General features: G+C 70.4%; 17 protein-coding genes. 7 read left to right on the top strand and 10 right to left on the bottom strand.

Annotation, left to right across the window (positions count from 1 at the left end; genetic code table 11):
• The first annotated feature begins 138 nt into the window (after window positions 1-138).
• Complete coding sequence (locus ACGF2V_RS05045; protein WP_362629782.1) at window positions 139-1,227, top strand: ABC transporter permease; 1,089 nt, start codon at window positions 139-141, stop codon at window positions 1,225-1,227.
• Complete coding sequence (locus tag ACGF2V_RS05040; RefSeq protein ID WP_362705508.1) at window positions 1,224-1,907, top strand: ABC transporter ATP-binding protein; 684 nt, start codon at window positions 1,224-1,226, stop codon at window positions 1,905-1,907. Before ACGF2V_RS05045 ends, ACGF2V_RS05040 begins: the two co-directional genes overlap by 4 nt.
• A gap of 398 nt (window positions 1,908-2,305) precedes the next feature.
• On the opposite strand, the gene ACGF2V_RS05035 is transcribed toward ACGF2V_RS05040, so the two are convergent.
• Window positions 2,306-4,198: an amidohydrolase gene (locus ACGF2V_RS05035; protein WP_362705510.1), complete on the bottom strand. Its 1,893-nt coding sequence runs from the start codon at window positions 4,196-4,198 to the stop codon at window positions 2,306-2,308.
• A 103-nt stretch (window positions 4,199-4,301) separates the two neighbouring features.
• Here ACGF2V_RS05035 and ACGF2V_RS05030 point away from each other — a divergent pair, with 103 nt between their 5' ends.
• Together ACGF2V_RS05030 and ACGF2V_RS05025 are read left to right on the top strand one after the other, a co-directional pair.
• Window positions 4,302-5,324 (top strand): LacI family DNA-binding transcriptional regulator, encoded by a 1,023-nt coding sequence (locus ACGF2V_RS05030; RefSeq protein WP_362705512.1) that lies wholly within the window; start codon window positions 4,302-4,304, stop codon window positions 5,322-5,324.
• A 435-nt stretch (window positions 5,325-5,759) separates the two neighbouring features.
• Window positions 5,760-7,715 (top strand): Ig-like domain repeat protein, encoded by a 1,956-nt coding sequence (locus ACGF2V_RS05025; RefSeq protein WP_392910800.1) that lies wholly within the window; start codon window positions 5,760-5,762, stop codon window positions 7,713-7,715.
• A gap of 209 nt (window positions 7,716-7,924) precedes the next feature.
• Here the strand turns inward: ACGF2V_RS05025 and ACGF2V_RS05020 are convergent, their stop codons facing one another.
• The 6 genes from ACGF2V_RS05020 to ACGF2V_RS04995 all read right to left on the bottom strand — a co-directional run bounded on the left by ACGF2V_RS05020 (window position 7,925) and on the right by ACGF2V_RS04995 (window position 14,697).
• The gene (locus ACGF2V_RS05020) at window positions 7,925-9,835 is read right to left on the bottom strand and encodes a phosphocholine-specific phospholipase C (RefSeq protein ID WP_362705517.1); all 1,911 of its coding nucleotides are present in this window, start codon (window positions 9,833-9,835) and stop codon (window positions 7,925-7,927) included.
• Window positions 9,836-9,839: 4 nt separating this feature from the next.
• Entirely contained in the window at window positions 9,840-10,529 is a 690-nt protein-coding gene (locus ACGF2V_RS05015; RefSeq protein WP_362629762.1) for an HAD family phosphatase, read from the bottom strand.
• Window positions 10,530-10,674: 145 nt separating this feature from the next.
• Complete coding sequence (locus tag ACGF2V_RS05010; RefSeq protein ID WP_362705519.1) at window positions 10,675-11,805, bottom strand: ABC transporter ATP-binding protein; 1,131 nt, start codon at window positions 11,803-11,805, stop codon at window positions 10,675-10,677.
• A complete protein-coding gene (locus ACGF2V_RS05005) occupies window positions 11,802-12,629 on the bottom strand; it encodes an ABC transporter permease subunit (RefSeq protein ID WP_362629768.1) in 828 nt (275 codons plus the stop codon). The genes ACGF2V_RS05010 and ACGF2V_RS05005 overlap by 4 nt, the downstream gene beginning before the upstream one ends.
• Complete coding sequence (locus ACGF2V_RS05000) at window positions 12,617-13,543, bottom strand: ABC transporter permease subunit (protein WP_362705522.1); 927 nt, start codon at window positions 13,541-13,543, stop codon at window positions 12,617-12,619. Before ACGF2V_RS05000 ends, ACGF2V_RS05005 begins: the two co-directional genes overlap by 13 nt.
• Entirely contained in the window at window positions 13,540-14,697 is a 1,158-nt protein-coding gene (locus ACGF2V_RS04995) for an ABC transporter substrate-binding protein (protein WP_392910795.1), read from the bottom strand. The genes ACGF2V_RS05000 and ACGF2V_RS04995 overlap by 4 nt, the downstream gene beginning before the upstream one ends.
• Before the next feature lie 215 nt (window positions 14,698-14,912).
• On the opposite strand from ACGF2V_RS04995, the gene ACGF2V_RS04990 reads away from it, so the two are divergent.
• On the top strand, window positions 14,913-15,671 hold the full coding sequence (locus ACGF2V_RS04990; protein WP_362629773.1) for a GntR family transcriptional regulator: 759 nt from the start codon (window positions 14,913-14,915) through the stop codon (window positions 15,669-15,671).
• 187 nt (window positions 15,672-15,858) lie between these two features.
• On the opposite strand, the gene ACGF2V_RS04985 is transcribed toward ACGF2V_RS04990, so the two are convergent.
• Window positions 15,859-16,779, bottom strand: a complete 921-nt coding sequence (locus tag ACGF2V_RS04985; RefSeq protein ID WP_362629776.1) for an ornithine cyclodeaminase family protein — start codon at window positions 16,777-16,779, stop codon at window positions 15,859-15,861.
• A 118-nt stretch (window positions 16,780-16,897) separates the two neighbouring features.
• Here ACGF2V_RS04985 and ACGF2V_RS04980 point away from each other — a divergent pair, with 118 nt between their 5' ends.
• Both ACGF2V_RS04980 and ACGF2V_RS04975 read left to right on the top strand, forming a co-directional pair.
• Complete coding sequence (locus tag ACGF2V_RS04980; RefSeq protein WP_362629779.1) at window positions 16,898-17,590, top strand: GntR family transcriptional regulator; 693 nt, start codon at window positions 16,898-16,900, stop codon at window positions 17,588-17,590.
• A 292-nt stretch (window positions 17,591-17,882) separates the two neighbouring features.
• Window positions 17,883-18,905, top strand: a complete 1,023-nt coding sequence (locus tag ACGF2V_RS04975; RefSeq protein ID WP_362705525.1) for a proline racemase family protein — start codon at window positions 17,883-17,885, stop codon at window positions 18,903-18,905.
• Between the two features lie 80 nt (window positions 18,906-18,985).
• Here ACGF2V_RS04975 and ACGF2V_RS04970 read toward each other — a convergent pair whose 3' ends face one another.
• Together ACGF2V_RS04970 and ACGF2V_RS04965 are read right to left on the bottom strand one after the other, a co-directional pair.
• The gene (locus tag ACGF2V_RS04970) at window positions 18,986-19,798 is read right to left on the bottom strand and encodes a phytanoyl-CoA dioxygenase family protein (RefSeq protein ID WP_362617571.1); all 813 of its coding nucleotides are present in this window, start codon (window positions 19,796-19,798) and stop codon (window positions 18,986-18,988) included.
• A gap of 221 nt (window positions 19,799-20,019) precedes the next feature.
• Entirely contained in the window at window positions 20,020-24,684 is a 4,665-nt protein-coding gene (locus ACGF2V_RS04965) for an amino acid adenylation domain-containing protein (RefSeq protein WP_362705528.1), read from the bottom strand.
• Window position 24,685 lies beyond the last annotated feature (1 nt).

Here is a 24,685-nt window from a genome sequence, read left to right as displayed (position 1 = left end):
GACGGCCTCCATCGAAAGTTGCAACCGGTGTGCCGCCCTTCGATCCGTGAAGTGCCGCCTGATGCCAGATGCCCGGACAAGGGGGCAGCAGCGATCGTGGAGACACACCGATTCCACGTGGAAAGGGCAGACCACGCCGTGTTCGTCGCCTGGAGAGACCTGAAGTTCGCCAAGGGGCGGTTCGCCTTGATGGGGACCGTCATCGTGCTGATCACCCTGCTGGTCGGGCTGCTGTCCGGGCTGACGGCCGGCCTGGGCCAGCAGAACATCTCCGCGATCACCGGACTGCCCGCCGACAAGATCGCCTTCCAGGCACCCGCCGGCGAGGGGGACGTGTCGTACTCCAACTCCACCGTCACCGCCGAACAGTGGCAGCGGTGGTCCAAGGCGCCTGGCGTCGAGAGCGCCGAACCGCTGGGGATCGCCACCACCAAGGCAACCGCCGGGGACACGAGCACCGGGGTCTCCGCCTTCGGTGTGACGCCCGGCTCCCACCTGGCCCCGGACAGTGGCAAGATCGACGACCGGTCGGTGGTGCTGTCCACCGAGGCCGCCGACGAGCTCGGCCTCGCCCCCGGGGACTCCTTCACCATGGCCGGGCAGCGGCTGACGGCGGCGGCTGTGCGGGGCGATGCCTCCTTCAGCCACACCCCGGTGATCTGGACCAGCCTGAACACCTGGCAGAAAATCGCGCCGCCCAGTGGCGACGGCGACCGTCCGACCGCGACCGTGATCGCCCTGAACACCGCCTCCGGGGCCGATGTGGCGGCCACCGACGAGCAGGCCGGCACCAAGACCGTCTCCACCGACGACTCGCTGTCCGCGATCGGGTCCTACACGTCCGAGAACGGCTCCCTGCAGATGATGCGCGGCTTCCTGTTCGCCATCTCCGCCCTGGTCATCGGCGCCTTCTTCACCGTGTGGACCATCCAGCGCAGCGGTGACATCGCCGTCCTGAAGGCGCTGGGGGCCTCCACCGCCACCCTCCTCAAGGACGCTCTCGGCCAGGCCGTCATCCTCCTCGCCGGCGGCACCCTGGTCGGTACGGCCATCGCCGCCGCCCTGGGCGCCCTCGTCGTCGGCAGCGCGGTGCCGTTCCTCCTCACCCCCGCCACCGTCCTCGTCCCCGCCGCCGTGATGATCCTCCTCGGCGCCCTCGGGGCCGCCCTCTCCGTCCGCCGCATCACCTCCGTCGACCCGCTGACCGCCCTGGGGAGCGCCCGATGAGCCTGAACCTGACCGACATCACCCTCACCTACCCCGACGGTGACACCCGCCTGACCGCCCTCGACAAGGTCTCCCTCGACGTGCCCAAGGGCAGCCTCACCGCCGTGGTCGGCCCCTCCGGCTCCGGAAAGTCCAGTCTGCTCGCCGTCGCCGCCACCCTGATCGCCCCCGACGCCGGCACGGTCACCATCGACGGCACCCCCACCACCGGCATGAGCCGCGGTGAACTCACCGACCTGCGCCGCCACAAGATCGGCATCGTCTTCCAGCAGCCCAACCTGCTGCCGTCCCTCACCGCCGCCGAACAGCTCCAGGTCATGGCGCAGCTCGACGGCCGCAGCCCCGCCAAGGCCCGCACCCGCGCCCTGGAACTCCTCGACGCGGTCGGTCTGGCCGACCAGGCCCGCCGTCGCCCCCACCAGCTGTCCGGCGGCCAGCGCCAACGCGTCAACATCGCCCGCGCCCTGATGAACGACCCCACCGTCCTCCTGGTCGACGAACCCACCAGCGCCCTCGACCACGAACGCGGCGCCGCCGTCCTCGACCTGATCACCCGCCTCACCCACCAGCAGGCCACCGCCACCGTCCTGGTCACCCACGACCGCACGCACCTCACCGCCGTCGACCAGATCACCGAAGTCCACGACGGACGCCTCCGCCCCATGGCCCTCACCCGCTGACGGCGTAGCACCATGGGCGCTCCACGGTCTGCCGCGTGACCTGCTGTTGCTCGGCTTGTTCCAGCGGCGGCCGGTTGCTCCAACAGCGAGCCGGTTGCTCCAGCGGCGGGCCGGCGCGGTCGGTGGCCGTGTGCCGTAGGGGCGGACACTCCTGTGAGTGCCCGCCCCTCTGCCGAGTGCCCGCCCCTCTTCCGCTGCGCTGTTGCGACGCGGGGGCTGTCGGCGACGCGCAGCCCGTGAGACGCGAAGCGCGTGAGCGCGGAGCACGACCGCGGCCCCGGACCGATCAGCACCGCAGTACGCCACGTCGCACACGACAGGAGCGGGTACGGACGGACGCGCGGGGTGCGCAGCGGCGCGGGCACAGCGTTCGGCCGGGCCTCGGCAAGGCCGAACCGCTACGGCCGGTCGTCGCCGTGGCCGCACGCCTGGTGCCGTCCGCCGTGCATCGCCGCGTACATCGACGGGCGGGGCGCGGCGGCGGCCCGGTCGAGCCGCGCGGCGGCGGCCCGGCCGGCCGCGGAGCGTGCGTCGTGGACGACCTTGCCTCCCACCAGGGTCAGCTCGACACGGGTGTCACTGATGTCCGCCTCCGGGCACTTCGTCACGTCACGGTCGAGAACGATCAGGTCCGCCGCCAGACCGGGGCGGACCGTTCCCGTCAGCCGGTCCATGCGCAACTGCCATGCCGTGCCGTGCGTGTGCATCCGCAGCGCCGACGTACGGCTCAGCCCCTCCAGCTCCCGGTAGAGCGGCCCCTCGCCCTCCGCGCCTGTGCGGTCGATCGCCGTACGAATCTGGTTCCATACCTGGAGCGGGTCCACCGGCCAGTCCGAACCGCCCGAGAGCCGGGCACCGTGCTGCTCCAGGGAGCGGGCGGGGTACATCCACCGGTGGCGTTCGGGCCCGATGTACGGCAGGAGCGCGTCCACCGTCCATGTGTCGCGGGCGGCCCACTGGAGCTGCATGCAGGCCACCACGTCCAGTGCGGCGAACCGCCGGAGATCCGCCGGGTCCACCACCTGGAGGTGAGCGATGGTGTTCCGGGCATCGCGCAGCCCCGTCGCGCGCCGGGCGTAGGCGTACCCGTCGAGCGCGGTGCGCACCGCGCGGTCACCGAGCCCATGGGCGTGCAGCTGCCAGCCTGCCCGGTTGAAGGCCACGGCCAGCCGCCCGTAGTCCTGCGCGGAGACGTACAGCTCGCCCCGGTTGTCCGTCGGATGTCCGGAGCCGTCCAGATACGGTTCCAGGAGTGCCGCCGTCTGTGCCGGGTACTCGATCACGCCGTCGAGGAACACCTTGATCGTCCCGAACCGCAGCCCCGGTACGTCCCGGTACGCGTGCTCCAGCCCGCGCGCATAGGCAAGGGCTGCCTTCGGGTCCTTCGCCAGGTCCGATTCGATCCTGATCGCGGGGACGATCCGCTGCGGCAACTTCCCTGCGTTCGCGAGGGCCTGATAGAGCATCAACTCCTTTTGCTGGACCCACGCGTCCATCATCGTGGTCACCCCGCAGGCCGCTGCCTGGGTGAGCACCCGGGAGCAGGCGGCGACCTGTTCGGCCTCGCTGGGCTCCGGGATGTGACGGGTCACCAGGGGCTGGGCGTCGTCCTTGAGCACCCCGCTGGGCTGCCCGTCCGGCCCCTTCACTATCTTTCCGCCCACCGGATCGGGGGTCGCCGCGGTGATGCCGGCGATCTCCAGGGCGCGGGCGTTGACCCAGATGTTGTGGCCGTCGCCCCCGAGGAGGGCGATCGGGCGGCGGGTGGGGAGGGCGTCGAGCAGGGAGTGGTGAGGGAGGGTGCCCTGCGGCAGCAGCCCGATCGGGTTCCAGTCCGAGACCACCAGCCAGCCGTCGGGCTCCTGGCCGGGCGTGTCCTCAAGGAAACCGGTGAGGATCGCGAGGAGTTCCTCGGCGGTCGTCTCGGCGCCCTCCAGGGAGGGGCGCAGCGAACGCTCGCCCGCGCCGAGCGGGTGCACATGGCCGTCGTGGATGCCGCTCATCACGGTCGCCCCGCGCGCGTCGACGATCTCGGTGTCCCGTCCGGCGAGGCGGCGCAGTTCGCGGCCCCGGCCGGTGGCGAGAATCCGGCCGTCGCGCCCGACGGCCACGGCCTCGACGGGGCGGGCGCCGGGGAGCCCGGTGAACACCCGGGCGTTGTGGATGATCAGGGCCGCGGCACTCCGATGCGGGGCGCCCTGGTGCGCGGCGGCCGCGGGACCGGCCGCCACGCCCACCAGTCCGGCCGCACCCGCGGCGAGGACGCTCCGCCGGGCGAGAGAAGAAGTCATGACCACTCCAAGGGTTGGGCTGCATTCGCTGTGGCCGGACCTTCTTTGATTAACGCCGTAACCAGAACCCGTCCGGAACGACTGAATCCGTAGGATGACCGCCATGTCAGGGCCCACTCTCGCCGATGTGGCACGTGCCGCGGAGGTCTCCACCGCCACCGTTTCGCACGCTCTCAACGGAACCGGCCGACTCGCCGAATCCACGCGCCGCCGGGTCCGCGAGGTGGCCACCACGCTCGGCTACGGCTCCCAGCGGATCCCGCGGGCCGGAAAAACTCTGGGCGTGGCCGTCACGACCTACGCCGGATCGTCCTGGAACTTCCTCGAAATCCCTTACTTCGCCCGGCTCCTGACCACCGCCGCCGCCACCGCGCACGCCCACGGCTACGCCCTGACGATCCTCCCCGCCACCTGCGGGGCCGAGACGCCCTGGCACACCCTCGCCGTGGACGGCATGCTGCTCCTCGACAGCCCCACGGACGACCCGGTGCTGCGTGCGCTGCGTGCCCGGGGCATCCCGCTCGTCTTCGACGGCCGCCCCGTCGATCCGAGGCCCGGGGACGTCTGGGTCGACAACGACCACACCGCCACCACCCGCGAGGTCCTCGGCCACCTGGCGGCCTCGGGCGCCCGGCGGATCGCCCTGCACGCCGGGTACGGCGACGAGCACTACACCCGGGTCGTGACCCGTACGTACGAGCAGTGGTGCCACGAGCGCGGGCAGGCGCCGCTGCTCCTCACCTTCGATCCGTACGACGCCCCGGGCCACGGCTTCGACGCGCTCTTCGCCGCCCGCGCCTGCGACGCGGTCTACGCGGTCTACGACCCCGGCGGCCGCCAGGTCCTGGCCGCGGCGGCCCGCCACGGGCTGCGGATCCCGGACGACCTGCTTCTCGTCTGCGCCAGCGAGGACCGGGCCTACGCCGACAACGACCCGCCGGTGAGCACCGTGACCCTGCACCCCGAGACGATCGGCGAGACCGCGGTGACGGCCCTGGTCTCCCGTCTGTCTCCCACCGCCCCGCCACCATCCCCTGGCGCCCTGGCGGTCCCGGCGACCCTGCACCCCCGCCGCTCCTCACGCCGTCGGGCCCGGCCCGGCCGTACCCGGCCGGGAGACCGGTGACCGGTCGGCGCCGGCGACTTCGAGAGCGATGAGAACTGCGTTGCGACGACCTCTCGTGCGGTCCAGAGCCAGGGTTCGGGGGCCGAACGAGCCGCCGAGCCGCTGGATGACCGAGATCGCGCTGGTCGCCCGGGGGATCGAGGCGGGCGGCCGCTCCGGCGCCGTGCGGCGTTGAACCGTTCCTGGCCGACCTGGTGGACCGGCTCCGTGCCGGACGAGTCACGGGTGCGGTTCCGGTAGCCGTGGCAGCAGCCCTCATGGGCTACCGCAGGCGCACCGGACGCTTGGGCGGGGGCACTGGTCATGTTGTCGGTGGCATGACCTATTCTTCGCTCACTCGTCACACGTGCAGCACAGGTCGCACACAGCAACACCACCCGACAACTGCGCGTAGTGGCCCCACACTCGTTCCGGGGGGTTCGAACCCACGTGCGTATGCGCACTCTCCCGGCCGCCACAGCGCTGGCGGTCCTCTACAGCTCGGCGGTACTCACCGTCGCACCGGCGTCCGCCGACACCACCAGGCCCATCGCGGTCTCGGACGCTGACGACACGGTCGTCGACGGCGTACACCAGCGGCTCTACTTCAGCGACCGATACCGGGACAAGATCGTCGTCACCGACTACGCCGGCAAGGTCGTCGCCACGCTCACCGGTCTGGCCCAGGTCCGTGACCTCGAACTGAGCCCGGACGCGGGCACGTTGTACGCCGCGCTCTATGGCGCCGACAAGATCGTCGCAATCGACACCGCCACGCTCACGCAGACCGCCGAGTACCCGACCGGCGACAAGACCATCCCCTCGCGGCTCGCCTACGCAGACGGCAAGCTGTGGTTCGGGTACGGCGACCAGTGGAGTTCCGGGCTCGGCTCCGTCGACCTGACCGCCGAGACGCCCACGGTGTCGCTGGACCTGGCGGCCGGACACGACTTCGCGAGCCCGCCCGAGCTCTACGCGGACCCCGACAACCCGGGCACGCTGCTTGCCCTCGACGCGCACATCAGCTCCGCCCCGATCATCGTCTACGACATCTCCACCGGTGCCCCCGTGATCCGCGTGTCCGCCCAGAAGGGCGGCTTCTACAAGGATGCGGCCCTCACCCCGGACGGCCAGAACGTCGTCGTGGCCGGACCCGGGAACCGGGCGCTCACCGAGTACCGCCTCTCGGACCTGGAACAGGTGCGCACCTACCCCGTCCCCGACGAACCGGAGATGGTCAGTGTCGCTCCGGACGGCACGGTCGCGGCGACCGTCCTCGACACCGACGACCGCGGCGACACGTACGTCTTCTCCGGCGGCAGCGACAAGCCCGCCAGTGTCCGCAACCTGTCGCACAACTGGATGCCCTGGTTCGGGCACTCGATGAACTGGTCGGCCGACGGCGGGAAGCTGTTCGTGCTGACCGGGTCCAACGACGCCACCCAGTTCCACGCCATCGACGAGCCCCGCAAGTACGTCGGCACGCTCAAGGTCGACACCCCCACCACCGCCACCCGAGGGAAGTCGCTCACGGTCAAGGGCTCGCTCACCACCGGCCTCGCGCTGCCCGCCGGAACTCCGCTGGCCGTCACCCGCACCGACATGGAGTCGCCGAAGGGGAAGTCGCTCGGCACCAGACCCCTCGGCACGGGCGGCACGTTCTCCTTCACGGACACCCCGCCGGCCGGCGGCAAGGTCACGTACACGGTGACGTACGCCGGTGACGCCACGCACTCCTCGGCGACCGCCTCGGACACCGTCGCCGTCTCCCGCGCCACGCCGACGCTGACGCTGAACAACAACGGCAAGGTGTACGCCTACGGCAAGGACGTCGCGTTCACGGCGCACCTCGGCACGACGTACACGAACCGGGCGGTCGAGATCTGGGCCGACCCCTTCGGGGCGGACAAGCCGAAGAGGCTGATGAAGACCGGCAAGGTCAACTCCAGCGGCAACCTGTCGGTCACCCTGGACATGACCCGGGACACCACGGTCACCGCCGTGTTCAAGGGTGACGCCCGCTACGCCCCGAAGTCGGTCAAGTCCACGGCGTACGCCGGGGTGAAGGTCTCGACGGCGCTGTCCAAGCACTACAAGACCGGCAGGATCGGCTCCACGACATACCACTACTTCCGCAAGAACACCGACGCCATCTCCACGACGACGATGAGCTACTACAAGGGCCGTAAGCAGCGGCTCGAACTCCAGGTGTACTACCAGGGCAAGTGGTACGACGGGACCACCGAGTACTTCAAGCTCGGCAGCAACGGAAAGTCGGTCGTCAACCTGGGCCACTCCGGCAAGTCCGGCATCCGCGCCCGCGTGCGCTCCGCGTACATCAACTCCGGTTCCGGGGACACCGTGAACTCGACGACGTACGGAGGCTGGAAGTACTTCATCTTCACCAGCTGATGCATGGCCGATGTCTCATGAGGCTGTGACATCAGGGGCGCGTTCCCCCCGCGGGGATGCGCCCCTGTGCTGTCTCCATCGCGTTCTCCGCCCGAGGTGCAGCGGGTGGCCGTGCCGACCTCAGGGCGTGGGCGGTGTCACCGACGCCAGACAGGTCGCCGACTGGTCCGTGTCGTTGGTGTAGCGGTGGGGTCGTGCGGCGTCGAAGGTCAGGCGAGTGCGCCGCCGCCGTCGACGGCCGGCCGCTGACAGCTCGCGCTCGGCGGGGCGTGCACCGTCCCCGCGTACCGCCGGGCGAAGTCCGTGTCACCGTCCGCGGTGATGGTGAAGTCGTACCGCCCGCCGTTCGCGGGCCAGCTCACGGCGACCCGCTCGTGCGGGCCGACCAGTTGGGTGCGCGCCGTGCCGCCGAAGTCGTTCGGGGTGAGCGTAAAACCTACGGTGGTCCCTCCGTCGTTGCCCAGCAGCAACTCGACCCATGCCTTGTCCTCGCCGGCCCCCAGGACCGCCGTCACCCGGGGAACGGCGGCGTCGGTCCGGCCGGCCTCTGCCACCGTCCCCGCGAAGCGGCAGACGAAGCCGTCGGCGCCGTGAACCGTGAAGTCGTAGCGTCCGCCGGTACGGACCGCGTCCCACACGTAGGTGGCGGTGCCGCTCGGCTCGACGGTGAACGGCGTTCCGGCGAAGGGCCGCGCGATGTTCGGGAACACCGTGAAGGGGAAGGCCGCGGTTCCCTCGTTGGCGAGAGTGCAGCGGACCTCGCCCGTGGCGCGGTCCACGGCGACGTCGGCCCAGGGGCGGTACGGCAGAGGTCGGCACGGGCGCGCGCCACCCGGCTCCTGGGCGGGCATGACCTGTGCGCCGGGTACCGGCGGCGCCACCGGCGGCAGCCGCGACGCCGCATCGGCTCGCTCGACGAGTGCGAGCGTGTCGGGCAGCACCGGGATCGAGAAGTCGGGACGGGTGAAGTCGAAGCAGCTCGTGAGGTCACCGCACACGGCTCTGCGCCACTGCGAGATGTTGGGCTCCCGCACGCCGGTGACGAGTTCCAGGAAACGCAGCACAGACGTGTGATCGAAGACCTGCGAGTTGACCCAGCCGCCGCGCGACCACGGGGACATCACCCACAGCGGGACACGGTTGCCCAGCCCGATCGGTTGCCCGTCCACGAACTCGTCGGGGGTTCCCGCGGGCGGGAACGGCGGCACCACGTGGTCGAAGTAGCCGTCGTTCTCGTCGTACATCACGAGGAACACCGTGTGCCGCCACACCTCCGGGTTCGCGAGCAGCGACTGGAGAACGGTGTTCACCCAATGCGCGCCGTAGGCGGGGCTGGCGGTCGGATGCTCGCAGAACAGGTAGGGCGAGACCAGCCAGGACACCGTCGGCAGGGTGCCGTCCTTGCAGTGCGCGTCGAACGCCGACAGGTCCCATTTCGTCATCGCGTTGATGTGGCGCGGGTCGTCCTTGCCGAAGCTGTGGAACTGGCGGAAGTATTCGAGGGCGTTGTCCTCGTAGTTGCCGTGGCGCTCGTCCAGGCCGGGCGTGTGGTAGACGCGCCAGGTGACGTCGGCGGCCGACAGGCGCTCCGCGTACGTGGTCCAGTCGCAGACCGGGCTTTCGGGCAGCGGTGTGTTGTCGATCCACGGGCCGGTCGTGCCGTCGCGGCCCGGGCCGACCGTGCCGGTCCACAGATAGAGGCGGTTGGGGCTGGTGGGCCCGGCCAGTGAGCAGAAGTACGCGTCGCACAGCGTGAAGGCGTCGGCCAGCGCGTACTGGTAGGGGATGTCCTCACGGGTGAGGTAGCCCATGCTCCGCTCACCCTTGGCGGACGTCCAGCGGTTCATCGCACCGTTGTTGATGGCATCGTGACCGCTCTCCCAGTCGTGCGGCAGGCCGTCCGCGTTCTGCGCGTCGAACTTCGTGGAGTCCATGCGGTAAGGCAGCAGGAACCCGCCGTCGGGCCGGGCCAGGGCGGGCTGGCGGAAGACGCTGTCGCCGTTCGGGAACGTCAGCGCCTGGCGGTCGTCGAAGCCGCGCACGCCGTTCAGCGTGCCGAAGTAGTGGTCGAAGCTGCGATTCTCCTGCATCAGGATCACGACGTGGCGGATGTCGTCCATGGCGTCAGTTCCTTGCCCTTGAGGTGAGAACGAAGGCGAGCAGCGCCAGGTCGGCGCGCTCCAGGGAGTCGAGGACGGTCCGGTTGGCCGCGGTCGGGATCGGCACGGTGGAGGGCACGGCCAGCACCGCGCACCCGGCGGCCTCGGCCGAGGCGACACCCGTGGGCGTGTCCTCGACGACCACGCACGCGTGCGGTTCGACGCCCAGGGCTGCGGCCGCGGCGAGGTACGGGTCGGGCATCGGCTTCGTGCGGACGGTGTCCTCGACCGCGAGGGTCAGAGCGAACCGGTCCTCGCCCAGCGCCTTGCGTACGAGGTCGACGACATGGCGGGGCGAAGCGGAGACGATCGCCGCGGGCACGCCGGCCGCGGCCAGTTCGTCCAGCAGGCGCTGCACGCCCGGGCGCGGGACGACTTCGCGGGCGACACGGGCGGCGAAAGCCGCGTCCAGCTCGGCGGTGAGCGCGTCGAGCCCGAGGTCCGCGGGGCCGCCGGTGCGGTGCAGGTGAGCGGCGGTGTGCGCGGCCGGACGGCCCAGCACATGAGGCAGGTCCGTGTCGGTCAGCGGTCGGCCGATCCTGTCGGCGACCTGTTCCGCCGCGGCCCACCACAGCCGTTCGGTGTCCACGAGGGTGCCGTCCATGTCGAACAGGACAGCGGCGGGAAGGGCGGGGGTCGCGATGCGATCGTTCACGGTGAGTTCTCCGGTACATGGCGAACGGGCCGATGTGCGGGGCTCCGCGCTTCGGCCGCCGGGTGTCGGGCGGGAGGATCCGGGGCCGGGCGTCGGGCGGGAGGATCCGGGACGGCAGCGTCCGGTCGAGCGTCGGCGGGAACCGTCAGCCCGCATCGCCGCCGCCTTCCCGGCGGCGGTCCACGAGCACGGGGCGGTCCGGCAGCGTCAGCGTCACCGTCGCACCGGTCGGGAGCGTGGTCATGGCGTGGGTCGGCACATCGGCCATCACCTCGCCGCCGCCGGCCAGTCGTACGGTCAGCCGCGTCGCCGCGCCCAGGAACGCCGCCCGCACGATCCGGGAGGTGCCGTTCCCGTCCGCAGCGACCTCGACGGCCTCCGGCCGTACCAGGACGTCGACTTCACCCGTACCACTGGCGACATGCGCGGCGCCGGGCAGCGTCCCGATGACCGGCAGCGTGCGGCCGAACACCTCCACGGTCCCGTCGACGGCTCCGGCCCGGGCCGGGATCCGGCTCATCACGCCGACGAATTCGGCGACGAACGCGGTCGCGGGACGTTCGTACAGCTCCGCCGGAGGCGCGCACTGCTCCAGCTTCCCGGCACGCATGACCGCGACCCGGTCGGCCATGGAGAGTGCCTCCTCCTGATCGTGTGTCACGAACAGGGTGGTGATGCCCAGTCTCTGCTGGAGGCGGCGGATCTCTTCACGGAGCGTCTGGCGCACCTGTGCGTCGAGCGCCGACAGCGGCTCGTCGAGCAGCAGTACGCGCGGACGCAGGGCCAGAGCCCGCGCCAGGGCGATCCGCTGCTGCTGGCCTCCGGAGAGCTGATGCGGAAAGCGGCCGGCGTGCTGGGGCAGTCCGACCAGCTCGAGGAGTTCGGCGCCGCGAGCCCGGCGCGCGGCTTTGCCGGCACCGCTCATCCGCAGCCCGAAGGCGACATTGTCGAGGGCGGTCAGGTGCGGAAAGAGGCTGTAGGACTGGAACACCATGCCCGCGTCGCGGCGGTGCGCGGGGACACCCGTGATGTCCTCGCCGTCCACGAGCACCTTGCCCGAGTCCGGTCGCTCGAACCCGGCGAGGGTCCGCAGCGCGGTGGTCTTGCCGCAACCGGACGGGCCGAGCAGCGCCACGAGCTCGCCCGGCTCGACCGTCAGGTCCAGGCCGTCCAGCGCCGTCGTGGCGCCGAAGGAACGGCGCAGGCCGCGGAACTCGACGGTGGCGCCGGTCCGCGTCCGGCCGATGGTTTCGGGATCGGTCATCAGGTCGGTCATGAGGTCTCCTTGGGACGGCGAGCGCGTCCGGCTCCGGCGATGATCAACAGCAGCACCCACGTGACGAGCAGGCCCGTCACCGACACGGCCACCGACATCTGGGCCTGCGACCCGCTGATGGCGAGGATCCACACGGCGAAGGGCTGGTAGCCGAGGATCGCGGCGACGGTGTACTCACCGAGCACCAGCGCCAGGGTCAGGAACGCCGTGTTGAGCAGTGCTCCGCGCAGGTTGGGCAGCACGACGTGCAGGAGGGTGCGGGGCCACGGCGCCCCGCAGGCCCGGGCGGCCTCGACGAGCACCCGCAGGTCGATGGCGGCGAGCCCGGTGTCGAGCGTGCGGTACGCCAGCGGCAGCGCCATCAGCGTGTACGCGAGAACCAGGACGAGGGGGAATTGCGGATTCTGGAGTGCGACCAGGGCTTGGAAGAGCGGTGTGCCGACGAAATGATCCGACCCCCAGCCCAACACCGCGCTGAATCCCGCGACAAGGGCGACGGCAGGTACGACCAGCGGCAGCAGACACACGATCTCGACGAGTGTGCGCAGGCGTGGTGCGGCCAGCCGGACCGCGACCAGAGCGGGCACGAGCAGCCCCAGAACGAGCACGATGGTGGCGGCGGCCAGCTTCAGGGTCAGAGCCAGACTGTCGGTGAAGCCGTCGGCGCCGAGGATGCCGGTGTACGCCTCGAAGCCGATGTCCTGGCCCGGGACACCGGCGCCGATGCTGAAGGCGACGGCGCATGCGAGCGGGACGAGGAAGTACGCCCCGGTGAGCAACAACACGGTGGCGCGCCCATATCGGAGCGTGCTCAGGCGAGCCATCGCGCGCTCCTGCGCCGCAGCGGCAGCTGAATGGCCATGACGAGCCCCGCGACCAGCACCATGTCGACACCGAGCGCGAGCGCGATGTTGCCCTGGCCGACCAGGACGTTCCCGGACAACGCGTCCGCGATCTGCATGGTGACCAGCGGTACCGAGCTGCCGACCATCGCCGCGGCGGTCGCGTAGGCGCTGAACGCGGTGCCGAACAGCAGCACATACCCGCCGAGCAGCGAGGGCATGAGGACGGGCAGTGCGACGTGCGTCCAGTACTGGAAGGCGTTCGCGCCGTTGTTGCGGGCGGCTTCCCGCCACTGCCGTCGCAGCCCCTCCAGAGCCGGGGTGAGCGTGAGCACCATGAGCGGCACCAGGAAGTAGAGGTAGACCAGGGTCAGCCCCCAGAAGCCGTACAAGCTCCAGCCATGACTGAGCAGGTCGAACCGGCTGGTCAGGACGCCGGCGTTGCCGAGCGTGGCCACGAACGCGAACGCGAGCGGCACACCGCCGAAGTTCGCCAGTACGCCCGACGCGGCCAGGACCGCCTCGCGCAGGGCGCGAAATCGCGAGGTCACGACCACGTGCGCGATCGGCAGGCCGACGACGGCGGCGATCAACGCGGAGACGGCGGAGAGCTTGACGCTGCCGAGCAACGCGGTCAGGTAGGGGCCTTGCAGCGAGGAACTCATGTTCGCGCCGGTGAGGCGGGCCCCTCCCGGAGCGGACTGCGGTGTCGTGAGAGCGCCGAGGACCATCGTCCCGAGTACCACACCGAACACCACGGCGGTGAATACGAGCAGCGGCACGGCACCGAGCCACCCGGCCGAACGCGGAATGCGCCGCCTGGCCGACCCGAGCCCGGGCCTGATGCCGAAGGAGCGGATCCGGCTGCCACTCCCGGCTGTCTGGATGGCGCTCATCCGGCGACTGCCTGGGACCAGCCCTGGACGACGGCCTGCTTGGCCGTGCTGATCTGCCCTTCGGTGGGGAAGGCGACCGTTCCGTTGCCGGGTGTCTGCGGCAGTTCGGCGGCGAAGGCCGCGTCGAGCGTCCCGGACTTCTGCATCTCGGACATCAGCACCGGCCGGGCGTGTCCCTTGAGCCACAGGTTCTGACCCTCGGGGCTGTACAGGAACTCCTGCCACAGGCGGGCCGCGGCCGGGTGCGGTGCCCACTTCACGATCGCCTGCGAGTAGTACTCGGCGTACACACCGTCGGACGGGATGCTCACCTTCCAGTCGACGCCCTTGGTGCGGAGCTCGTCCGCGTACCCGGTGTTGAGGTAGTCCCAGGTGATGCTGATCGGCGTCTCGCCCTTCTGGATGGTCGCAGGGCTCGACTCGACAGGATTGAAGTTGCCGGCCTTCTTCAGGCGGGCGAAGAAGTCCAGGCCGGGCTTGATGTCGTCGAAGGAACCCTTGTCGGCGAGTGCCGCGGCGTACACGGCGCCGAAGGCCGAGCTGGACTTCGTCGGGTTGCCGGTCAGCGCGATCTGACCCTTGTACTGCGGATCCATCAGGTCGGAAAACGTCTTCGGACACTTCCTTACGCGGGCCGCGTCACAACCGATGGAGACATAGCCGCCGAAGTCGTTGTACCAGCGCGCCTGGGCGTCCTTCTGCGCCTTCGGGATCTGGTCGAACGCGCTGACCCGGTAGGGCGCCAGCAGGTTCTGCCCGGCCGCGCTGACGGCGAAGGCGCTGCCCACGTCGATGACGTCCGGGGACCGGTCCTGGCCCTTGCGGGAGGTCACCGCGTTGATCTCGTCCTGGCTGGAGGCGTCCGGATTCTCGACCTCGACCTTGATTCCGTACTTCTTCTCGAAGGTGTCGATGATCTCGCCGTAGTTCGCCCAGTCACGGGGAAGGGCGATGGCGTTCAACCTGCCCTCCTTCTTCGCGGCAGCGACAAGGGCGTCCATGCCGCCGAAGTCCTCCGCCGAAGTGGCGGTCGCGGCCTTGCCGCCGCCGCCACTGGACTCGTTCGTGCTGGTCAAGCCGCATGCACTGAGCCCGAGCGCGGCCACGACGACGGAGCAGGCAAGGCCCGCGGAGCGAGCGCGGTGCAGTCTCACAGGGTTCTCCCGGAAAGAAGTGGAGTTGGCTGTACAACTTGGCCCATTACCTCGGGGGACCGTGTACGGGAGGTGAACGCCGATGTGCGGGACGGGGAGCTTCTCCGGAAGAGATCGCGGGTCGCGCGACGAGAGCGCCCGGCCAGTGGGCCGGGCCCGGGGAACGGATAGAGTCGGCCGGAGCGCCGACGGGCGGCCGAGGGAAGGAGAACGGCATGGCAGTCGCGGGGGGCGGCACCACCGAAGCCCGGTATCGACGGTTGGCGGCCAGCTTGCGCGAGGCCATCACCGCCGGCGCCTTCGGCTCGGACGGCCGGCTGCCCAGCGAGGAACAACTCGCCCAGCAGTACGACGTGTCACGCGGCACCGTCCGTCAGGCGCTGGCGGTCCTGCGCGCCAACGGCCTGGTCACGTCCCGACGCGGCACGCGGCGGGTCGTGCTCGGCACCGCACGCACCCAGAGTTTCTTCGAACTGCTGAGCTTCACCCGCTGGGCACGCTCGCTCGGAGAGGAACCGGGAGGCCGCACGATCGACATCAAAAGTTGTCCGGCCAACCCTTCGGAGTGCGAGCAACTCAGCCTCGCGCCCGGGTCGCAGATCTACCGGGTGCTGCGGCTGCGGACGCTGTCGCGTGTCCCGATCATGATCGAGCGGACCCTCTACCCCGAGCACATCGGCGCCATGATCACCCGCCTCGAGCCCCATGCGATTTCGCACACCGAGCTGCTGACGGAGGAGGGAGTGGTGTTCGCGGACACGGAACACACCATCGACCTCGTCCAGGCCGAGGCCGACGATGCGCGCCTGCTCGGCTGCACCCCCGACGCGCCGCTGCTGCGAGAGCGGCGGCGGGCCACGGACCAGTCGGGCCGACCGTTGCTGTGGTCGGACGACCGCTTTCTGCCGGGCACGATCGCCTTCACCGTGCACAATTCCGTAGCGACAACGGCGCTGTTGCGCCGACGAGGCTGACTGATCGCGCCGCCGAGCGGCCCGGACGTCTCCTGCCCGCCGGGGCGCTCGCCGGCACCGGCCCCTTCGCCCCGGCCATCGCCGACGAAGCCGCGCGGCCCCGGGATCCCGGCGCTGTCCGCCTCGCCGCACAACTGATCGTCCCGTCGTCCGTTTCGCATTCCTGTGACGGGATCGCCGGCCTCGGTCAGGGCAGGAACTTGTCGGCCAGCAGGCGGGCGACGGCCCAGTCCTGCATGGCGACGCCCACGGTCTTGAAGACGGTCCGCTTGCCTCGCGGGACGTCGGGCCCCGACAGCGCGGTGCCGAGTTCGGTCAGGTCGCCCTGGGTGATGGCGTCGGCCTGGAGCGCGTGGAGGATCTCCCCGGACTCTTCGAGGATCGCGCCGAGTTCGTCGATGATCACGGTGCTGCCGGCGAGGAGTTCGTCGGGCAGTTCGCGCATGGTGGGGCGGAAGGCGCCGATGGCGTTGACATGGACCTGGGCGGGCAGGGCCTGCTCGGAGAAGAGCGGGCTGGTCGCGTTGGTGGCGCAGCAGACGATCTCAGCCTCTCCCACCGCGGACTGCGCGTCGGCCGCGGTGCGGATGTGCACGCCGGCCAGTTCGGGCGCCATCTTCTCGGCGAGCGCTTCCGCTCGGCGCGGGTCGGCGTCCACCACGGTCAGCTCGCGCAGCGGCCGCACGGTGTGGACGGCACGCACCTGGTCGGGCCCCTGCCCGCCCGCCCCGATGAGGGTCAGCCGTCCGGCCTCGGCCGGGGCGAGGAGGTCGGTGGCGACACCGACGGCGGCGCCGGTGCGCAGGGTCGTGACCGCTCCGGCGTCGGCGACCAGGCTGTCGACGCGGCCGGTCTCGCTCCACACCACCGTGCCGGCGATGGCGGGTGTGCGCTCGAAGTTCAGGCTCAGCGTCTTGACCATGGCGGAGGCGGTGGCGCGGTGATGGGCGGACATCACCAGGAACTGCCCGTTCCGCAACGCGGTACGGGTGGGCATCTCGAACTCTCCGGCGGCCAGGTCGACGAAGCCGGCGCGCACGGCGTCGATGGCTTCGCGCATGGTGACGGCTTCGCGGATCTGGCGCGGGCCGACGGTGATGGTCTGCATGGTGCTCCGCATCGTCGTGGGGACTCTCCCGCCAGGACCGGCGGGGAGAATGTAAGGTATTACACCTCACATTCTTGCGACAGGTCGGGGACGGACGGCCTTGTGTTATGCATGAGGTGTGAACGCTTCCCGCTCCGCGCCAGCCAGTAAGCCCACCGCCCGCCTGAAGGCGGTGAGCCTGCGTGAGCAGGCGCGAGAGGCGGTGCGTACCCGGATCGTTCTCGGGCAGATCAAGCCCGGGGAGGTGCACAGCGTCATCGGTGTCGCCGAAGAACTCGGGGTCTCCATCACGCCGGTACGCGAGGCGGTGAACGACCTGGCCAACCACGGCATGGTGGAGGTCATGCGCAACCGCGGCTTCCGGGTGCCGGTACTGACCGAGCACGACCTGGACGAGATCTTCCGCATCCGTACCCTGCTCGAAGCGCCGGCGATGGTTGACGTGGTCCGGGTCCTGGACGGGGCGCCCGTACCGCAGTTCCGGCAACTCGCCGAGGACATCACCGCCGCCGCACGGGAAGGGGACCTGGCCGCGTTCCTGGACAAGGACCGGCAGTTCCACCTCGGCCTCCTGGAGTTGCTGGGCAACGGCCGCCTGGTGACCATGGTCGCCCAACTGCGCGACCAGGCCCGCATGCAGGGGCTGCAGAAGCTGGCGGACCAGGGCGAGCTGACCGAGTCCGGCGAGGAGCACATCACGCTCGTGGAGGCGATCGAGGCCGGGGAGGGTGAACTCGCTGCCGAGCTGATGCGCAAGCACCTCGCCCATAGCCGCGGCATCTGGGCCGGCCGCGCGGAGCCCGCCTCCTGAGACGCGGGCGCGTCAAGCGGTGCGGGCCCTCTCCGGGAAGAGGGCCCGCACCGCTTGACGCGCTGGACCGGAGCACCTCGACCGGGCGCCGACCGGGGAGTGTCGTCGCGCACCTCCTCGCGCGGCCGGCCTTCAGTTGGTCGATCCCGCCCGCTCGTGCCGCTGTGTGCCGACGCCGCCATTGACGGGTGTTGGGTAATGTATTACACCTAGCCCTGTCCATGGCGAGAGCCGGAATCACCGGTGACCGAGCGGCGATCTGCGGCGAAACGCACTGCACAGGGAGACGACCATGACCGGGCAGCCCAAGACGATCAGCACCGCCGACTACCACACGGCCGGCGAACCCTTCCGGATCGTGCTGGGCGGTGTCCGCCCCCCGCAGGGCGCCACCATCCTCGACAAGCGCGACGACGCCATCGCGCGCCTCGACGACGTTCGCAAGCTGCTCACCCTGGAGCCGCGCGGCCACGCCGACATGTACGGCTGCTTCGTCACCGAACCCGACGACGACGGCGCCGACCTGGGCCTGGTCTTCTTCCACCGCGAAGGCTTCAGCACCGCCTGCGGCCACGGCTCCATCGCCGCCGCCGTCTGGGCCAGCACCACCGGTTACGCCGCCCCGCGCGAGGACGGCACCCTCGTCCTCGACGTGCCCTCCGGTCGCGTGACCTGCCACCTCGGCGACGAAGGCGGCCACCCCTCCGTCCGCTTCGTCAACATCCCCTCCTACCTGCATGCCAAGGACGTCAAGGTCTCCACCACACACGGCACGACGCACGCCGACATCGCCTACGGCGGCGCCTTCTACGCCATGGTCGAGGCCGGCAGCCTCGGACAGGAGGTCACCCCCGCCCACCTGCCGCGCCTCATCGCACTCAGCGCACAGATCAAGGCCGACATCGTGGCCCGGCACCGGCTCGCAGGCCCTGAGGACGACCGCGTCAACGGCCTGTACGGCGTGATCTTCTACGACCGCCTCGCCACCGAGGACGGACGGATCGAAGAGCGCAACGTGACCGTCTTCGCCGACGGCCAGGTCGACCGCTCCCCCTGTGGCAGCGGCACCTGCGCCCGCCTCGCCACCCTTCACGGCCGCGGCGAACTCGGCACCGGGGAGCTGGTCAACCGCAGCATCATCGACACCGTCTTCACCGGCCGTGTGGCGGAGACCACCACCCTCGCCGGGCGTCCGGCGATCATCCCGGAGGTGACGGGCACCGCCCACCTCACCGGCTACAGCACCTTTGTGGTGGAGGCCGGTGATGATCTGCCCCTGGGTTTTCTGCTGCCTACCGCTTCAGCCGATCATTGAGCGGTGATCCACCGCAGGCCCCGAAGCGGGATGCGACAGCCGGGGACCTCCCGGTCGCTCCCGACACCCCTGGGTGACGCTCACAGGGTGTTCGTGCCGACCGTGGCCAGCGGGGTGGTGTCGCGGCTCACGAGGAATTCCGGTCGGGTCAGCCGCTCGGGGGCGTTGCTCACGGCGTTGTAGGTCACCAGCAGGAGTGCCCGGCGGTCGGGCGAGAGGTTGTTGGACGACGCGTGGACGATCGTCGGGTGGAAGGCGTAGAGCGAGCCCGCCCGGCCCGTCACCAGTGTGGTGCCCAGTTCTTGGGCGAGGTCCTCGGCCCGTTTGTCGGGGACGGTGTGTTCCAGGTCCGCGGAGACGTGCTTGCGCCAGTCGCCGCCGCTCCCGCCGGGTGTGCCGTCCGTCTCGGAGTCGATCAGTCCTTGCCGGTGGCTGCCGGGGATGATGCGCAACGGGCCGTTCTCCTGGTGGACGTCGTCGAGGAGGACCGCGATGTTGACCGCCTTGTCGGCGGGCATTCCGTCCTCCCGGTTCCAGAACGCGAAGTCCTGGTGCCAGGGCCACGCGGCCCCCTCTCCGGGCTGCTTCATGTTGACCTTGAACTGGTAGACGTAGACCGGCTCGCCGAGGAGCTCCTCGGCGAGGCCCAGGAGCGCGGGCAGCCGGACGAGTCGGCGGCACACGTCGTCGAACAGGTGGCATCCGTGGATGCCGCGCACGGTCCGGGTGTCCTTCTCGTAGACGACTTCGGGGCCTTCCTGGGCGCTCAGGGCTTCGATCCGCTCCGTCACGCGGGCGATCACGCCCTCGTGCAGGATGTCCGGTGACAGGAACCAGCCCTCTCGCTCGTAGAAGCTCCTGATGCTCGCTGACGTCTGAATCGGTTCGTTCACGGCGCCTCCCGGCACTCGGGCTCGTACTGCGTGGTCGTCATCGGGCGCGTCCCCGGGCCGGCCCGTACGGGACGGCGTCGTCCAGCCGCCTCGCATCGGAGGAGAAGAGGTTGTCGGGCCGTCGGGGACCGGCCCGCCGCTTCGGTGGTGCGCGTCACGCACCTCTCCGACGCGGGCCTGGCACAAGGGACTTCGCGTGGGAACCCGTCGTTCCCCCGTGTTCATTGCGCCGGATCGGGCCGGCCTGCGTTGCGCAGTGGCCTTCGGCGCACCGCCGTGAGCGCACGGGGGGAGTTCATCGACGCCAAGGGACGTTCCGGATGGGCCGCGACCGTGCGCAGCAGCGAAACGAACCTCTCCACGAGGTCCTTGATCGTGGAATGCTCGAAGAGGTCGACGCTGTAGCGGAGCTCTCCGACGACTCCTTCGCATTCCCCGTCGGGGGATTTCGACTCCGTCAGACCCAGCCACATGTCGAAACGCACGACGGGAAAGTCGACGGGTTCTTCCGCGCACCGCACGCCGGGCAAGCGCAGGACGTCACCCGATTCGTTCAACATGAACATGATCTGGAACAGCGCGTGGCGGGACAGTGAGCGGTGCGGGTTGAGTTCTTCGACGAGGCGGTCGAAGGGCACGTCCTGGTGGCTGAACGCCTCCAGGTCCACGTCCCTCACGCGTTTCAGCAACTCCTCGAACGTCGGGTTGCCGGACGTGTCCACCCGCAGGACCAGGGTGTTGACGAAGAAGCCGACCAGGTCGTCGAGGGCTTCGTCGGTACGACCGGCCGTGGGAGAGCCGATCGGGATGTCGTGCCCCGCCCCCATACGGGTCAGCAACGCGGCGAACGCGGCCTGGAACACCATGAACAGGCTCGTCCCGGTCCTCCGGGCCAGTCCGGTCAGAGCCCGGTGCAGCTCCGCGTCCAGGACGACCGGAACGAGAGCGCCGCGATGCGAACTCACCGCCGGACGCGGTCGGTCGTACGGCAGGGCCAGCCCATCGGGTATCCCCGCCAGCGCCTCGCGCCAGTACCGCAGTTGTCGGCCGACCAGGCTGCGGGGGTCGGACTGCTCGCCCAGCACCTCGCGCTGCCACACCGCGTAATCGGTGTACTGGACCGGCAGCGGCTCCCACTCCGGCTCCCGTCCCTCCAGCCTGGCCGTGTACGCCGTCGACAGGTCACGGAACAACGGCTCCAACGACCAGCCGTCCATCGCGATGTGATGCATCGTCAGCAACAGAACGCCTTCCCGGGGCCCGACCTCGAACAGCCGGGCTCTGAGCGGGAGTTCGCAGGAAAGGTCGAAACCCCGGTTGGCCTCGGCCGCCAGTTCGCTCTCCAACTGGTCCTCCGTCACCGCCACCACGTTCAGCGGGACGTCGAACTCCCCCGGCTCCAGCACCCGCTGCCAGGGAACGCCCCCCTCGTCGACGAAGACCGTTCGTAGGCTCTCCTGACGGATCATCGTGTCCAGCAACGCGGCGCGGAACGCGTCCGGTTCAACGGATCCTCGCAGTCGCAACGCGACGGGCACGTTGTAGGTGCCGCTGGCGTCCTCCAACTGATTGAGGAACCACAACCGCTGCTGTGCCAGCGAGAGCTCGACCGGTCCCGTGCGGTCCTGGCGCTTCAGGGGTGGGCGGGTCTCCTCGTTGCTGTTGATGATTCCCATCAGCGAGGCGACGGTCGGCGCCTGGAACAGTGCCTTGAGCGGAAGTTCCACGCAGAACGTGGAGCGCACGCTGTTGATCAGTTTGGTGGCGAGGAGCGAATGGCCGCCCAGGGAGAAGAAGTTGTCGTGCAGGCCGACCTGTGCGAGGCCGAGCGCTTCGGCGAACAGGCCGGAGAGGACGCGTTCCTGTTCGGTGGCGAGCGTACGGTGCGAACCAGCGGGCCCGGCACCGGTTCCAGCGCCGGACGCGGTGCGGCCGGGCGCGGGCAGTGCCCGGCGGTCCAGCTTTCCGTTCGCGGTCACCGGGATGGCGTCGAGCACGACCACCGCGGCCGGGACCATGTACTCCGGGAGCCGGGACGCGGCGAATCGCCGTACCGATGACGCCAGTTCGCCATCCTCGACGGTCCGCGGCGCGGCGCCGCCCGTCTTCGGGGGCCGGCCCGCCGGGACCACGTACGCGACGAGGCGCCGGTCGCCGGGGACGTCCTCGCGCACCACGACCACGGCCCGGCCCACCCCCGGGGTCCCCAGCACGACCGTTTCGATCTCGCCGGGCTCGATCCGGAAACCACGGATCTTCACCTGGTCGTCCGCACGGCCCGCGAACTCCAGCACCCCGTCGGGGCTCCACCGGACCAGGTCGCCCGTACGGTACATGCGTGCGCCGGGCGGGCCGAAGGGACAGGCGACCAGGCGCTCGGCGGTCAGGCCGGGGCGGTTGTGGTAGCCCCGCGCCAGACCCGCGCCGGAGGTGTACAGCTCGCCGATCACACCCGGCGCCACGGGGGCGAGGTGTTCGTCGAGCACGTACACCCGTGTGTTGCCGATGGGCCGCCCGATGGGCACACCGGTGTTCTCTGTCAGGTCGGTGGCCCGTACGGGGTGGGTCGTGGTGAACGTCGTGTTCTCCGTCGGCCCGTAACCGTTGATCAGCGCGACCGAGGGAGCGGATTCCAGCAGCGTCCGGCACCGCGAGGCGGCGAGCACATCGCCTCCGGCCAGCAGGTAGCGCAGACCGGCGAACGCCTCGGCGTCCGCGTCGACCGCCTGGTGGAACAGCTCGGCCGTCAGCCACAGCGCGGTCACCCGGTGCGTGGACAGGAAGTCGCGCAGTTCCGCGTTCGACAGCAGTCCCTCGGGGGGAATCGCCAGGGTCGCGCCGTTGAGGAGTGTTCCCCAGATCTCCAGGGTGGCCGCGTCGAACGACACCGAGGACATCTGCCCGAAGACGTCACCGGAGCCGAGCCGCATGAATCCCGAGCCGCGCGCCAGACGGATCACCGCGGTGTGCGGGACGGCGACCCCCTTGGGCCGGCCGGTGGATCCGGAGGTGTAGATGATGTAGGCGAGGTGTCCTGGCAGCAGGGGCAGGGCGCGATCGGTCCCGGTCGGGTCGTTCGACGCGGCCTCGGCCGGGTCGGCCGCCGTCGCGGGACCGTCGAGCGCGAGGACCTCGGTGTTCGTGTCGTGCGCCGCCCGCAGGATCGTGTCTCCAACGGTGCCTGCCGTCACGATCAGGGCCGGTCGCGCGTCGTGGAGCATGAACGTGACGCGATCGGTCGGGTACCGGTCGTCGACGGGCAGGTACGTCCCGCCGGCCTTCAGGACGGCCAGGAGCACGGCGATGAGTTCGGCCGAGCGTTCCATGGCGACCGCGACCACCGACTCGGGTCCGACGCCGTGGGTGACGAGGGTCCGTGCCAGCCGGTCGGCCCGCGCGTTCAGTTCCCGGTACGTCCATGTGGTGTGCCCGTCCACCAGTGCGATCGCTTCCGGAGTGCGGGCGGTCTGCGACTCGAACAGGTCCGGGATCGTGCCCTCGGGCAGCGCGCGGGTGGTGTCGTTCCACTCGTCGAGAATCCGTACGCGTTCGTCCGGGGCGAAGAGGTCGATGTCGCCGATCGCCCGCTCCGGGTCCGCGGAGACCTCTTCGAGGACTCGCAGCAGCCGCCCCGCCAGAGCCTCCGCGGTGCCGCGGTCGAACAGATCGGTGGCGTACTCCAGGTATCCGGTCAGACCGCTCGGGACGCCGCTGCGTCCGGGCGTCATGGACAGGGTCAGATTGAGGTCCCACCGCGCGCTGGGGAGGTGGAGGGGCTGCTCCTCGCAGACCACCCCGGGCAGTCGCAAGGTCCCCTCGTTCTCCTCCAGCGAGAGCATCACCTGGAACAGTGCGTGGCGGGACAGTGAGCGGTGCGGGTTGAGTTCTTCGACGAGTCGGTCGAAGGGCACGTCCTGGTGGCTGAACGCCTCCAGGTCCACGTCCCTCACGCGCTTCAGCAACTCCTCGAACGTCGGGTTGCCCGACGTGTCCACCCGCAGGACCAGGGTGTTGACGAAGAAGCCGACCACGTCGTCCAGTGCCTCGTCGGCACGACCGGCCGCGGGAGAGCCGATCGGGATGTCGTGCCCCGCCCCCATACGGGTCAGCAACGCCGCCAGCGCGGTCTGCAGCACCATGAACAGGCTCGTCCCGGTCCGCTGCGCCAGGCCGGTCAGCGCCCGGTGACGTTCCGCGTCCAGTACGAGGGGTACGAGAGCGCCGCGATGCGAACCGACCGCCGGACGCGGGCGGTCGTACGGCAGAGCCAGTTCCTCCGGGACACCCTTCAGCGTCTCCCGCCAGTACTCCAGTTGCCGGCTCACCAGGCTCTCGGGATCGGACTCCTCCCCCAGCACCTCGCGCTGCCACACCGCGTAGTCCGCGTACTGCACCAAAAGCGGCTCCCACTCCGGCTCCCGTCCGTCCAGCCTGGCCGTGTACGCCGTCGACACGTCCCGGAACAGGGGCTCCAGCGACCAGCCGTCCATCGCGATGTGATGCACCACCAGCAGCAGGACATGTTCCTGCGGACCGACCTCGAACAGCCGGGCCCTGAGCGGGAGTTCCGAGGACAGGTCGAAACCCCGGCCAGCCTCGGCCGCCAGCTCCCCCGCCAGCTCGTCCTCCGTCACCGCCACCACGTCCAGCGGGACGTCGAACTTCCCCGGCTCCAGCACCCGTTGCCAGGGAACACCCCCCTCGTCGACGAAGACCGTCCGCAGGCTCTCCTGCCGGACCACCGTGTCCAGCAACGCGGCACGCAACGCGTCCCGGTCCACGGCCCCCCGCAACCGCAGCACGAAAGGCAGGTTGTAGGCGGCACTGGCGTCCTCCAACTGATTGAGGAACCACAACCGCTGCTGCGCCAGAGACGACTGGATCATG

The organism is Streptomyces sp. NPDC047982, assembly GCF_043204165.1.
Lineage (GTDB): Bacteria > Actinomycetota > Actinomycetes > Streptomycetales > Streptomycetaceae > Streptomyces.
The sequence above is the reverse complement of the archived record's forward strand: the minus strand, read 5'-3'. Positions and strand labels throughout refer to the sequence as shown.

Excerpts from the sequence above, each read along its gene's own strand:
- ACGF2V_RS05040 (WP_362705508.1), top strand. The coding sequence starts at position 1,224 with ATGAGCCTGAACCTGACCGACATCACCCTCACCTACCCCGACGGTGAC.
- ACGF2V_RS05035 (WP_362705510.1), bottom strand. The coding sequence starts at position 4,198 with ATGACTTCTTCTCTCGCCCGGCGGAGCGTCCTCGCCGCGGGTGCGGCC.
- ACGF2V_RS05030 (WP_362705512.1), top strand. The coding sequence starts at position 4,302 with ATGTCAGGGCCCACTCTCGCCGATGTGGCACGTGCCGCGGAGGTCTCC.
- ACGF2V_RS05025 (WP_392910800.1), top strand. The coding sequence starts at position 5,760 with ATGCGCACTCTCCCGGCCGCCACAGCGCTGGCGGTCCTCTACAGCTCG.
- ACGF2V_RS05020 (WP_362705517.1), bottom strand. The coding sequence starts at position 9,835 with ATGGACGACATCCGCCACGTCGTGATCCTGATGCAGGAGAATCGCAGC.
- ACGF2V_RS05010 (WP_362705519.1), bottom strand. The coding sequence starts at position 11,805 with ATGACCGACCTGATGACCGATCCCGAAACCATCGGCCGGACGCGGACC.
- ACGF2V_RS05005 (WP_362629768.1), bottom strand. The coding sequence starts at position 12,629 with ATGGCTCGCCTGAGCACGCTCCGATATGGGCGCGCCACCGTGTTGTTG.
- ACGF2V_RS05000 (WP_362705522.1), bottom strand. The coding sequence starts at position 13,543 with ATGAGCGCCATCCAGACAGCCGGGAGTGGCAGCCGGATCCGCTCCTTC.
- ACGF2V_RS04990 (WP_362629773.1), top strand. The coding sequence starts at position 14,913 with ATGGCAGTCGCGGGGGGCGGCACCACCGAAGCCCGGTATCGACGGTTG.
- ACGF2V_RS04985 (WP_362629776.1), bottom strand. The coding sequence starts at position 16,779 with ATGCAGACCATCACCGTCGGCCCGCGCCAGATCCGCGAAGCCGTCACC.
- ACGF2V_RS04975 (WP_362705525.1), top strand. The coding sequence starts at position 17,883 with ATGACCGGGCAGCCCAAGACGATCAGCACCGCCGACTACCACACGGCC.
- ACGF2V_RS04965 (WP_362705528.1), bottom strand. The coding sequence starts at position 24,684 with ATGATCCAGTCGTCTCTGGCGCAGCAGCGGTTGTGGTTCCTCAATCAG.